We start from the raw sequence: 12,783 nt of genomic DNA on the forward strand, positions 1-12,783 counted from the left end.
CGTACTCACCCAACCCNACCCGGGAGTTCGCCCGGTTCAGATACGCCGCAACCAGGGTCGCATTCCGCTCGATCGCTGCAGAATACATGGCAACCGAGGCCTCCTGATGGTCCTGCCGTCCCAGCAGGAGCGCCAGGTCGAAGGCGATGCGACCCCGAATTTCACGATCGAACCGCGAGTCGTCCATCCCCTGCCGCAGGAGCGTCTCGGCCGTCCCGGGATCGCCGGCCATCTCCCAGACCGATGCCAGGAGNCTGAAGGCCTGACCATTNCCCGGTTCGCGCTCCACCAGAACCTCCAGCAGGGGAATCGCCTCGTGGTAATTCCGGAACTGGACCTTTTCCACAGCCCGCTCCCAGAGCCCCCCCTCCCCCGACGGATCGGCAGAAACCNCCGGGGCGGAACCAAAAAAGAGGAGAAACGCCACCAGAAGGGGGAAAATCGGGACAGAAGCAACCGGCACGAACCAGGTGGCTTGCCTATTCTTCCGCAGATATTCATAATACCCGTCAATGGGTGTTGTAATANTCATCACTGTTCTGGGTGCGCTCATCGGGTTCATCTCTTTCTTTATCGTCCGAAACCTGGTCGCCCCCAAGAAGATAGCCCGTGTGGAACAACTTCTCAAGCAGAACAAGGCAGCAGCNGCGGTAAAGGCCGCAAAACAGCACCTGGCCAAAGACCCCCGGAACCCCGAGGCTCACTATCTCCTCGGCAGGGCCTACCTGATGGACTCAAAACCGGAGCTGGCCCTGATGGAGTTCCGGACGGTCAACCAGATCGGTCAGTTCGGCGGGTTTGTCCCGGAGGTCCCCTTTCGCAAGCAGACAGCGGAACTCTTCCAGCGATTCAACCAGCCCGAGGAAGCCCTCAAGGAATACCTGCTGCTCATCCAGAAGGACCCCGAAAACGCCGACAACTACTATCAGGCGGGCGTCCTCTTCGAGGAACGGGGCAAGGCCACAAAATCGATCAACTACTTCCGCAAGGCGATCCAGCTCCAGCCCCGCCACGGCCTCTCCTACCTTCACCTGGGGCTAATCCTCTACCGGGCAAAGCGCTTTCCCGACGCCCTGGAATACCTCCAGAACGCCCTGAAGTACCAGCCCGATCACTATCCGGCCTATTACTACATCGGTCGCATCCAGAAAGAAAGCAAGGATTTCTCGGGAGCACTCCAGTCCTTCGAGTGGGCCACCAAGGCCCCCGAGTTCCGGACCAAGGCGCTGATCGAGCGGGGAACCTGTTACATGGAGCAGAACAACCTGGAGCGGGCGAGCAGCGAACTCGAACGGGCGATCAACACGGGCAAGAACCCTTCCGAGGGCGATCTCCTCTGGGCCCATTATTTTCTCGCCTCCTGCTACGAACGACAGCGCAAGATCGAATGGGCCATCGAGCACTGGGAGATAATTTACAAAAAGAAACCGGGCTTCCAGGATGTGGCAGAAAAAATCGGCCAGTACCAGGATCTTCGTCAGGACGACCATATCAAGGACTTTCTCACGGTCTCCCAGACCGAGTTCCGGGGCATGTGNGAACGGATCGCCACCCTTCTGGGCTACACGATCCAGGGGGTAGAGGATCAGGACAACGGGGTACAGATGATCGTCATTGAGAGCGGCTCCAACTGGCGCTCCAACAAGAAACTCCCCCGGCTGATCCAGTTCATTCGCGTGGCCGAGGTGATCGACGAGAGCACCATCCGGGAGATCCACGAAACCATGCGCTCCCAGGGGCTCACCCGGGCCATGGTGATCGCCAGCAGCACCTACTCGCGCATGGCCATGGATTTTGCCGAATCGCGGCCCCTGGAGCTGTACAACAAGGACCATCTCCAGGAGTTTTTGAAAAAATCATCGTGAAAATTCTCTGCGTAGCCGATCATATCGACCCCCTGGTCTACAGCGCCACCGTAAAAACCCGCTTCTCCGATGTGGAGATGGTCCTGAGCGCGGGCGATCTGCCCATGGAGTATCTCGGCTTTCTCTCGTCGAGCCTGAACCGGACCGTGGGGTTTGTCTTCGGCAACCACAACCTGAAGGCCCTGCCCCTCTTTCGAAAATCCGGGGCCTCCCTCCTGGAGCAGACCTCCATCACAGCGCAAACCCAGAACTACTACGGTTCGACCTGCCTGGAGGACCGGGTCATGCGCCTGGAGGGCCTGCTCATCGCGGGGCTGGGAGGGAGCATCCGCTACAACCGGGGCGAGCACCAGTTCACCGACTTCGAGATGAATTGCCGACTGCTCCGGCTCGTTCCCCGTCTGCTCTGGAACCGCCTGGTCCACGGGCGGTTCCTGGACATCCTCCTGACCCACGCCCCGCCCCGGGGAATCCACGACGAGGAAGACCGCTGCCATCAGGGATTTACCGGCCTCCTCTGGTTCATGCGACGCTTCCGCCCGCGCTACCTCCTGCACGGCCACATCCATCTCTACGACATAAACGCCGAGCGGATTTCGCGGTATCACGAAACGACGATCATCAACGTCTACGATCACTACGTACTGGACTACGAGGAAGATCAGGATCGGGAGCAGGATCGGGAACAGCCCGCCCGGGCGAAGGGGAATCCCCGGATTCGGTGACTCCGGGGTGATACAGTAATCTTGCAAATGTAGTAAACTGGAAACCGAAGGGGACACCGGAAGAGTTCCTCCCGGAGCCACTACCAGAAATCAGGGAATCACGGGGAGCATCTCGGAAACGATGCGCGAAATACTTGAGGCCGAGGCCAGGGAAGATTTTAACCGGGCCCGCAAAAACGCTTTTTTCAGCCAGATCTTCAATCTCTTTTCTTCGGACCAGGAGGGGCTTCTCTCGCTCCAGGAGGTCCGGGAGACCCTCAGACCCCGGGGGGAGACCTACAAGGGCATGAAAACGGTCCCTCTGGACCAGATCGTGGGGAGCGAGGGGCGATACCGGGACTTCAACAGCCAGTTTCTCCCCCGCTACGAGCACCTGCGCAGCCGCTGGCAGCGGGTTGATCTGGCCCACCTTACCGACATCGTGCTGCCCCCGGTCTCGCTCTACGAGGTGGGAGGGGTCTATTTTGTCCGGGACGGCAACCACCGCGTCTCCGTGGCCCGTACCCAGGGCGTCACCGAGATAGACGCCGAGGTGGTGGCCCTGGAGACCGAGATCCCCCTTCACGGAACCATGACCAGGGAGAATCTCCGAAAGGCCGTGATCAACCACGAGAAAGAGGACTTCCTCCGGCGCCTCCATATCCCCGAGTTCCTTCCCGGTGCCGATTTCACCGTAAGCGCCACGGGGCGGTACGACGAGCTGGAGAAGCACATCCACGGCCACAAGTATTACCTGAATGAATGCCAGGTTGTGGAAATACCCCTGGAACAGGCGATAAAAAGCTGGTATCAGAACGTGTACTGCCCCATTGTGCAGGTCATCACCCAGAACAACCTGATGGCCCGCTTTCCCGACCGGACCCCCACGGACCTCTATCTCTGGATTGTCCGCCACTGGGATCAGCTGAAGGAACAATGCGGACTCGACTTCCCCCTGGATGCCGCGGCCGAGGATTACGCCCGTCACTACGGCGCCGGTCGAGGCCATCGGTTCCTGCGCTCCTTCCGGCTGGGCAGGAGGGTTCTCCATCTCCTTCTCCGGCTTCAGCGCTACTCCCATCGTCGCAAAAAGAGAAGAAAGATCAGGAAAGAGGAAGCGCTCTAGTATCGTGGTTTTCTAGTCCTCTGGACCTCGAGAATCCTCTCCAGCCCGGGCAGAGCGCCAGGGGCCGGATTCGAGCCACAGCGCCGGCCCCGTTCGGGCCAGCAGGAAAAACTCCTGGTCACCCACGAAATCCCAGAAATCTGACCCCGGGGAGACCGGTTCAGAAAGGTCCCCCTGGATCTCCAGGACACCCCGGGCGGTCCGGACGACGTACCGGTCTGCTCCGGAGGGCAGCGCCAGGAGGAGGTCTTCTCCGCCCCCCCGAGGGGTCTCCAGGCGGGGAAAACGGCTGCACCCCGGGGCCGCCGGTGCCGAGGGAAGAGCACGCTCTGTCTCGGCAGTGCGCCCCGAGTAGTCCCCCACGGTCACCCGCANGGCACCCCGGGGCAGCGATGAAAGACCGGGAAAGACCAGGCCCGGGGAACCGAACCAGTGACGGTCGTTGCGGCGGTGGTGCTCCAGATCCTCGCCCGAGAGCTCCCACCCGAACCCCTGGTCGGGGAACTCCACCACCATCCAGGCCACATCCTCGTAGCCATCGGGATCGTGGACATCGGCAAAAACCATGAGCCGCTCCTGGCGGGTGCTCCGGGGATCGGCGCAGGTTGCGACCAGGGAGAACTCCAGCTGCATGATCTCGGGATCGGCAGAGCTGCACCCCGCAGCAGCCAGGACTGCCAGGGCCACCAGAGGAACCAGAACCCCCGCCGGAACGGCCCGGAACAGCAAAAAAAAACGCCCACCAGGGGGCGCTTCAAAACAAGCCATAACGCTCGCTCAGTAACTGCGCGACGCCTGGGCCTTGCGGATTTTTTTCTGGATCTTCCGCTCCATTGACTTCTTCTTGCGGTTCTTGATGGTGGAAGGTTTCTCGAAATATTCCCGCTTCTTCCACTCGCGAATGATGCCTTCTTTTTCTACCATTCGCTTGAACCGTTTGATGGCTTTTTCCAGGTTCTCGCCATCCTCGATCTTTACAACGGCGATACAATCACCCCCTTCCCGGTACAAACTCTCTTCATAATGCCCGGTAGCACCGGAATATGTCAACCGCCAGCATTCCCCGCTGCAACACCCGAGCCCTCCCCGACGGGCTCGTCCAGAAGCTGCTCCTCGGAGCGAACCATGTCGATGATGACCAGCTGGATCGTCTCGTTTCCGTTGTAGTAATTCCGGGAAAGCTCGAAGACCGCGTCGACGCGGTCACCCCGGGAGAAATCCTTCGGGACCCGTTCGGCAGCGCTCCAGTAAACCGAGGGCCACTTGTACCCGCCCCCGGCCAGGAGCAGGCGCAGATGGTCCTGATCCTTACCGATGATCTGGATATCCTCTACCACCATCTTGCGGGCCAGAAAACGCAGTTCCGGGTTCCCCTGGCCGTAGGGTTCGAAACGTCCCACCAGCTGTTCCAGTTCCGGATTCAGGTAGCGCGGCGGAAGCTCTGCATCGATCAGAACCTCTTCCTCCTGGCGGTTTTCCAGGGTCACCGCCGCCATGACCTGGGGCAGGCGCTCCCAGAACCGGGGAAGCTGGTCCTGAAAGAGATGAAACCCCGCAGCCTGGTTGTGGCCGCCCCATTTCTCGAGAATATCCGAGAACTCGTCCAGAAAGGAGGTTGCAACGAACCCCCGGGCGCTGCGAACGCTTCCCACCACGTGGTCTCCCACGGAGGTCAGGACCGCCGCCGGCAAGTCATAGCGCCTGCTCAAACGTCCGGCGATGATCCCCGTTACCCCCCGGTGAACGGTTGGTTCGTGGAGGACGATGATNTTGGGCTCGTCCCCCTGGATCAGCTCCCGGGCTCTGGGCAGCACGGCCTTCCAGGCGTCCTGCCCCACCTTGCGCCGTTTCTGGTTCAGTTTGTGGATCTCCCCGGCCAGGCGATCCCGTTCCTCTTCGTCCCCGGTCAGCAGCATCTCCACAGCCAGGGAGGGCGTTCCCATGCGACCGCTGGCGTTAATCACGGGCGCGATGGCCCAGCTGATATCGCGACTCACGATCTTCCGGTGCGCCAGCGAGAGTTCCCGCAGGAGCGCCGCCAGGCCTTCCCGGGGATGGTTGTTGAGTTTCTCCAGACCCGCCCGGACGAGGGGGCGGTTCTCGTTCACCATGGGCATCATGTCGGCCAGGGTAGCCACGGCCACCAGGTCGAGCACCGATTCCAGGGATTCCCTGATCACGGGAAACCGCGCCGCCGCCACAGCCCGGTAGAGGGCNAGGAGGATATCCATCTCCCGGGCGTCTTCCCGGGCGTAGCGGGCGAGCCGGGACCCCTCGCCCATCTCGAGGAGGGTCTTGCCCGCCAGGGCGGGAAAGAGCTGCCGGGTCTGCTCGGCCAGGTCCAGCAGATAAATATCGACGCCCCCCCCCAGGGCCTGTTTCAGGAGCTGTTGCTGCCGGGGCGCGTCAAAACAGACCAGGCTGCGCCCCACCAGAAACCGTTCCAGCGAGCCCATCAGCGTTCGCGATCCCCCCGGCGGAAAGACCGCGCTGGCCCGGTCGGCCTCAAAGCCGTGCTCCAGGGCTGCGACCTCCACCTCGACCCCCGCCTGGGCCCCCAGAAACCGGGCCTGGACCAGCGTAACCGGCTGGCCGTAGAGCTCGGTCTGGCCCAACGCGAGGGCCTGCCGCAGTTTTGCCACCACGGCGCAGGCGCAGAGCCCCTGGAAGGGATAGTCCTCACCCACCTTGGGGTTGATCACCGCCACCGCCGGGGGGACCCGGGCTCCGGCGTTGTGGTGGTCAACAACGATGGTATCTATCCCGCAGGTTCGGGCCAGGGAGATCTCCTCTACGCTGGTTATGCCACAGTCAACGGTGATGATCAGGGTTCCCTGGTCCTCGGCAAAGGCGCGGACCACCTCGCTGGTGAGTCCGTAGATATCGTCGCCCTGGGGAACCTGCCAGCGGGTGTCGATCCCCAGCCCCTGAAGGGTTTCGACCATCACGGCGGTGCTGGTAATGCCGTCCACGTCGCGATCGCCAAAGACAAGGACCCGCTCACCCTCGTCGCGGGCCTGGAAGATTCGCTCCACCGCCTCGGGCATATCGGGAAAATGAAAGGGGTCGTGGAGATAGCGAAGGTCTTCCTCGAGCCAGTAGGGGAGCGCCTCGGGGGTGGTGATCTTCCGCCGCACCAGGACCGCCGCCGAGAGAAGGTCCAGACCGTACTGCCGGGAGAGGTCCTTCACCGCCTGGGCATCAACGGGTTCTTTTTGCCATTTCACGGGAGAAGCCCTTTCATGAGGAACGTGGTCCCCTGCAGGAAATCGGGCAGGCCGCACACAAGAGGTAACTCAACATGAACCCCACCGTACCATGAATCGGAGTCTTTGACACCCCGGCCGGGTCAGTCGATCAGTCGCTCCCTGGCTCCCCCGATCCCTCGACCAGAATGCCAGGCGACAGGAGGACCGGGACGATCAGGGAAGCGGGACGATCACAGCAGGGACGCTGCGGCCTGCAGGGTCTTCAGGGGATACTGGAGGGTGTCCTGCACTGCCGCCGTGACGAAGCGACGGGTCGCGTCCAGGGTACGGGCGGTCACGGGGAACTGCGAAGCCCGTTCAAGAGAAACCTGTTCCGAGGCCATCAGGAGCCGGGCCGTCCCCGAGGGCAGGGGGAGCACATTCGTCTGCCCTGGCTGTACCCGTTCCCGGCACAGGATCGTCCCCTCCAGGCGATCGTAGAAACGGTCCTCCCCGGGAGCGATCGCCTGGTCCGAGGCGGCGCAGATCTCCAGGGGGGGGCGCACGCCCAGACACGTCAGATACCGCCAGAGGAGGAGCATCGAGAGGAGCTGTACCGCCGCCCTGGGCGAAGCTGTCGCCTCTGCGGGGGTTCCTGCTCCGCTCGACTTCGCCGGACCCGGTCTTCCTGCGGGAATCTCCCGGGTGGACAACTCCCGGGTGGACAACTCCCGGGTGGACAGTTCCCGAGTGGGCAGTTGCCGGTGGCGCACCCCTTTTTCAAGAAGCGCGTACCCCCGGGCCAGCAGGTCGAAGACCTCCTGGCCCTCACCGCCGGAGGCGAAGGTTTTCCAGACCACCTCGGCCCAGAGGCTGCCGTGGGAATAGGCCGTGAGATCCTCCTGAAAGGAGGGGTAGAAGGAACCGTCAAAATCGGTGATCTTGGCGGTATCACGCCGGGGATCGCGGTAGAGATAGATCGTNCCCCGGGCNAAGGGGAGGACCCTCCCCCGGAGCGAGCTCTTGCGCGAGCGGAGTCCGTAGGCCATGCCCCGCAGGAGCCCCTCCCGGGGAGAGAGGAAATCCACCGCGCCGTGGCTCTCTCCGACCGGGGCGATGCGCAATATGAGCGCTTCCTGTTGACTGCTACGATTCATCCTACATAGCTTATACCTGTCACCAGAAATATTCACAAGAGATCGGGAGAGGGCGCGCGCGGGTAGTGCGTCGACCCATCCTCCGGTCNCGGTGATTCTGTAGAAAAAACCCGGGATGAACCCGGAACACCAGGAAAGAGGCTATGTCAGAACAGAATCAGATACTTCCGGCGGACCAGGTCCTGCCCAACAGGTTGCTCATGATNGCCCTCAACGGGAAGCCCATCTTCCCGGGNCTCTTCACACCCCTGATGATCACCTCTCCCGAGGACCTGGAGGTTGTTCGTCAGGCCCTGGAAGGCGACCAGCACATCGGCCTCGTCCTCACCCTGGACGAGAACGAGGAAAACCCCCGCGTCGAGGATCTCCATACCGTGGGAACGGCCGCGAAGATCCTGAAGCGGATCAACCTCCCCGACGGGGGAATGAACATCTTTGTCTCCACGGTGAAGCGCTTCCGGATCAGGAAGAGCCTGAGCGCCGAGGGACGCCCCCTGGTCGCTGCCGTGGACTACCTGGAGGAGGAAGAGTCCGGCACCGACGAGGTCCGCGCCCTGACGCGGGCGATTATCAGCGAGACAAAGCAGGTGAGCGAGAACAACCCCCTCTTTTCCGAGGAGATGCGCCTGAATATGGTCAACATAGACCACCCGGGGAAGATCGCCGACTTCGTCACGAGCATTCTCAACATCGACCGGGAGGAGCAGCAGGACGTGCTTGCCACGGTGAACGTCCGGGAACGGCTGGAGAAGGTTCTGCTCTTCATCAAGAAAGAGCAGGAGTTGCTGCGCATCCAGAAACGCATCCAGAAGCAGATCAACGAAAAAATCGAGAAGAGCCAGCGGGAGTACTTTCTCAAGGAGGAGCTGAAGGCGATCAAGCAGGAGCTGGGAATGCCCACCGATTCCAAAAGCTCGGAGTACGCCCGGTTCCGGGAGGCTCTGGAAGAGCTGCCCCTGGACGAGGAGGTCCGCTCCCAGGTCGAGCAGGAACTGGAGAAGTTCCAGCTTATGGAGCCGAGCTCGGCCGAGTTTACCCTGACCCGGAACTATCTGGAGACGATTATCCAGCTTCCCTGGGCGGCCCCGCCTCCCCGGAAGGTGGACCTCACCAGGGCGGAACGGATTCTCGACGCCGATCATTACGGTCTGGAGGATGTGAAGGAGCGAATCCTGGAGTTTCTGGCGGTGCGGACGCTCAAGGGAGACAACAAGGGCTCCATCATTTGCCTGGCGGGGCCTCCGGGGGTGGGCAAGACCTCGATCGGGAAGTCCGTGGCCCGGGCCCTGGGGAAAAAGTTCTTCCGTTTCTCCGTGGGGGGCATGAGGGACGAGGCCGAGATCAAGGGCCACCGCAGGACCTACGTGGGAGCCATGCCGGGCAAGGTTCTCCAGGGACTCAAGATTACGGGTGAGAAGGATCCGGTCTTCATGATCGACGAGATCGACAAGCTCGGCGCCAGCTACCAGGGCGATCCCTCGTCGGCGCTTCTGGAGGTGCTGGACCCGGAACAGAATAACAGCTTCCGCGATCATTACCTGGATCTACCCTTCGATGTGTCGAATATTCTCTTTATCACCACGGCTAATACCCTGGATACCATTCCCTCGCCCTTGCTGGACCGGATGGAGGTGATCCGCCTCTCGGGCTACATCGACGAGGAAAAAGTCATGATCGCCCGCAAGTACCTGGTCCCCCGTTCGGCCGAACGGGCCGGCCTCGGGAAGAAGGCGGTGAAATACAACAAGGCTGCCCTGCGGGCGATCGCCAACGACTACGCCCGGGAGTCGGGGATGCGCCGCTACGAACAGATGCTGGACAAGATTCACCGGAAGCTCGCCCGGGAACAGCTTACCCGGGAGGATGCACCCGAGAGCTACGAGATCGGCCCGGGGGATCTGGAGGGCTACCTGGGCAAGCCGGTCTTTCCCGAGGAGGCCCGGCGCAAGGTTTCCCAGCCCGGCATGGTTCCCGGCCTGGCCTGGACCCCCTACGGCGGAGACACCCTGATGATCGAGGCGATCCGGAACCGGGGGAAGAGCGGCTTCAAGCTCACGGGACAGATGGGCGAGGTCATGCAGGAATCGGCCTCTATTGCCTACAGCCGGGCCCGGCACATCGCCGTCCGTTACGGTGTCCACCCCGGCTTCTTCGACGAGAACGAGATTCATATCCACATTCCCGCAGGGGCAACCCCCAAGGACGGCCCCTCGGCGGGAATCACCATGGCCACGACCCTCCTCTCCCTGGCCCTGGACACAACGGTGCGGCCCCGCCTGGCCATGACGGGGGAACTCTCCCTGGCAGGACTGGTTCTCCCCATCGGGGGGCTGAAAGAAAAGACCATAGCGGCTCGCCGTAACGGGATCAAACAGGTTATCATCCCCCGTCAGAATGAGAGGGATTTAGATGAGATACCGGAACACGTCAGGCGAGGCATCACCTTCCACCCCGTGGAGACCCTGGAAGAGGTCCTGGAAATTGCCCTGGGCAAAACCCTGGAGCAATAGCCCGCCGCACAAAAGAAACGAACCGCCCCGGACCGTCGCCCGGCCCGGCGGCACCCCCCTGGCGGTGGTGCTGGCACTTCTGGCCCCGGCGGCCCTGACCCTCGCCGGGTGCCTGCCCGATTTTGGGGGAACGGGCACAACAGCCACGACCGGGGAGGACACCCCCGGGAACCACGCAGCCCGGCCGGCCGGGGGAGCCGAAGAAGCACCACCGGCCATAACCGCCTGGGACGATCTCCCCGACTCGTTTCTCCCCCACCGGGACTTTACCCTCACCCTGGGGGACCTCCGGGAACTTCTCGCCGGGGAATCATCGCGGATCGCCGAAACGATCCTGGAAAGCCCCCAGGAGTTCCTCGGCCTGATGGGCAAGGCCCTGGAGATGCCCCGGGATCTCTTCGTCCTGGTAGACAAGGAGACCCCCCTCCCCGCCGACTACGTACCCCGGGACCTGGTGGACCTCACAAAATACCAGGACCGGCTCACCCTGAACCGGGAAGGCCTCTCCCTGAGAAAGATCCTGATGCCCGACCTGCTGGCGATGGTCGAGGAAGCCGCCCGGGAGGGGGTGATCCTGGACCTCTCCAGCACCTACCGGAGTTACGCCTACCAGGAATGGCTCTTCCAGTACTGGGTGGACCGGATCGGGCAGGAACGGGCCGAACGCTCCAGCGCGCGGCCCGGCTCCAGCCAGCACCAGCTGGGAACGGCGATCGACTTCGGGAGCGTGACCGGCCCCTTCGCGGAGCACCCGGCCGGTCGCTGGCTCGCCGAAAAGGGCTGGCGCTACGGCTTCTCCCTCTCCTACCCCCAGGGGTACGAAGACGTCACGGGCTACATCTACGAACCCTGGCACTTCCGGTATATCTCACGCCCCGGCACCCGCCTGGAACGGTTCTTCTTCGACGGAATCCAGCAGTATTTTCTGGAGTTCTGGGATCGCAGGGAGCCCTTCTTCAGGGAGCGATACCATTCGACCTCCCCCTCCCGCTGGTAACGCCATGGAGCTACTCTCTCCCGGAGGAACGGAGGAGAAGGCGCGACTGGCCTTTCTCTACGGTGCCGACGCGGTCTACCTGGGGGTGCCCGGATTCTCGCTCCGGGCCGGAGCCGAACCGGACCTGAACCGGCAGTCCCTGCAGAACCTCAAACGGGACTTCCCCCGGGGGCGTCTCTACGGCGCCCTGAACCGCTTCGTCCTGCAGAAAGACCTGGGCCGCCTCAGGGAAGTCCTGCAGGAGTTGCGCACAGCCCCCCTGGACGCCCTGATCGTGGCAGACCCGGGTCTTCTGGAACCGGTCAGATCGATCCTGCCGGGGATCGAACTCCACCTCTCCACCCAGGCCAACTGCACCAACGCCGGGGCCGCCCGGCTCTACCACAAACTGGGCTTTTCCAGAATCGTCCCGGCCCGGGAACTCACCCTCTCCGAGATCAGGGAGATCTCCGATGCCGTACCCGAACTGGAACTGGAAGTCTTCGTCCACGGGGCGATGTGCATGGCCTACTCGGGACGGTGTTTTCTCTCCCAGGAGATGACAGGACGATCGGCAAACCAGGGAGACTGCGCCCACTCCTGCCGGTGGCACTACGCCGTGGTGGAGGAACAGCGCCCCGGGGAGTACTACCCGGTAGAGCAGGAAGAAAACCACCTGGCAATCTTCTCTGCCCGGGACCTCATGCTCCTCGACGCGCTCCAGGAGATCCGTCGGGCCGGAGTCACGGCCATAAAAATCGAGGGTCGCATGAAGAGCGCCCTCTATACCGCCATCACCACCCGGGCCTACCGGGCCGCCCTGGAGGGGACCCCCGACGCGCCGCAGTGGAGGGAAGAACTCTTCCGGTTACCTCACCGTCCCTACTCGGGGGGATTCCTCCTGGAGGACCAGGCGGTCCACGAACCGGCCCTGGAATCCCGTGGTGCCGGGTACCGCCTCATGGCGATCCTGGGCAAGGCCCCGGAAGGCGCGCCCCTTCCCCTGACGGTGAAGAACACCCTCTACCGGGAGACCCCCACCGATCTGCTGCTCCCCGACGGCACCATAACACCCCTGACCTCGCTGGACCTGCGCGACAGCGAGGGGAACGCCCTGAACCGGGCCACCCAGAAACCGGCGAGCTACCTGGCCCCCCCGCAGGAACTCGCGAAGCAGCACCTGGAAGGCGGTATCCTGCGAAGTCGTGGGGAAGGAATCTCCGGGACCGTTGCCTCCCGCCGCTGAAGCCGCTACCA

General features: G+C 62.7%; 9 protein-coding genes. 6 read left to right on the forward strand and 3 right to left on the reverse strand.

Going from position 1 to position 12,783, the window contains the following annotated elements:
* Positions 1–512 precede the first annotated feature (512 nt).
* From B071_RS0109225 to B071_RS16870, 3 genes are all read left to right on the forward strand, one after another.
* On the forward strand, positions 513–1,865 hold the full coding sequence (locus B071_RS0109225) for a tetratricopeptide repeat protein (RefSeq protein WP_018526813.1): 1,353 nt from the start codon (positions 513–515) through the stop codon (positions 1,863–1,865).
* Positions 1,862–2,590 carry a metallophosphoesterase gene (locus B071_RS0109230; RefSeq protein WP_018526814.1) on the forward strand — a complete coding sequence of 243 codons (729 nt, stop codon included), beginning with the start codon at positions 1,862–1,864 and terminating at the stop codon, positions 2,588–2,590. Before B071_RS0109225 ends, B071_RS0109230 begins: the two co-directional genes overlap by 4 nt.
* Before the next feature lie 121 nt (positions 2,591–2,711).
* A complete protein-coding gene (locus tag B071_RS16870) occupies positions 2,712–3,695 on the forward strand; it encodes a hypothetical protein (RefSeq protein ID WP_018526815.1) in 984 nt (327 codons plus the stop codon).
* A 777-nt stretch (positions 3,696–4,472) separates the two neighbouring features.
* Here the strand turns inward: B071_RS16870 and rpsU are convergent.
* The 3 genes from rpsU to recO form a co-directional block, all read right to left on the reverse strand.
* The gene (gene rpsU / locus B071_RS0109245) at positions 4,473–4,682 is read right to left on the reverse strand and encodes a 30S ribosomal protein S21 (protein WP_026245120.1); all 210 of its coding nucleotides are present in this window, start codon (positions 4,680–4,682) and stop codon (positions 4,473–4,475) included.
* Positions 4,683–4,741: 59 nt separating this feature from the next.
* Positions 4,742–6,979: a single-stranded-DNA-specific exonuclease RecJ gene (gene recJ / locus B071_RS16875; RefSeq protein ID WP_083914768.1), complete on the reverse strand. Its 2,238-nt coding sequence runs from the start codon at positions 6,977–6,979 to the stop codon at positions 4,742–4,744.
* 155 nt (positions 6,980–7,134) lie between these two features.
* A complete protein-coding gene (gene recO, locus B071_RS18500; protein ID WP_083914770.1) occupies positions 7,135–8,040 on the reverse strand; it encodes a DNA repair protein RecO in 906 nt (301 codons plus the stop codon).
* Between the two features lie 200 nt (positions 8,041–8,240).
* Between recO and lon the strand changes: the two genes are divergently transcribed.
* From lon to B071_RS16890, 3 genes are read left to right on the forward strand one after another with little or no spacing between them, the layout of a single operon-like run.
* Positions 8,241–10,550: an endopeptidase La gene (lon, locus tag B071_RS0109260; RefSeq protein WP_498365807.1), complete on the forward strand. Its 2,310-nt coding sequence runs from the start codon at positions 8,241–8,243 to the stop codon at positions 10,548–10,550.
* On the forward strand, positions 10,522–11,547 hold the full coding sequence (locus B071_RS18505; RefSeq protein WP_018526821.1) for a M15 family metallopeptidase: 1,026 nt from the start codon (positions 10,522–10,524) through the stop codon (positions 11,545–11,547). The genes lon and B071_RS18505 overlap by 29 nt, the downstream gene beginning before the upstream one ends.
* A 4-nt stretch (positions 11,548–11,551) precedes the next feature.
* The gene (locus tag B071_RS16890; protein WP_018526822.1) at positions 11,552–12,772 is read left to right on the forward strand and encodes a peptidase U32 family protein; all 1,221 of its coding nucleotides are present in this window, start codon (positions 11,552–11,554) and stop codon (positions 12,770–12,772) included.
* Positions 12,773–12,783: the final 11 nt, after the last annotated feature.

The organism is Alkalispirochaeta alkalica DSM 8900 (assembly GCF_000373545.1).
GTDB lineage: Bacteria > Spirochaetota > Spirochaetia > DSM-27196 > Alkalispirochaetaceae > Alkalispirochaeta > Alkalispirochaeta alkalica.

Excerpts from the sequence above, each read along its gene's own strand:
- B071_RS16870 (WP_018526815.1), top strand. The coding sequence starts at position 2,712 with ATGCGCGAAATACTTGAGGCCGAGGCCAGGGAAGATTTTAACCGGGCC.
- B071_RS16890 (WP_018526822.1), top strand. The coding sequence starts at position 11,552 with ATGGAGCTACTCTCTCCCGGAGGAACGGAGGAGAAGGCGCGACTGGCC.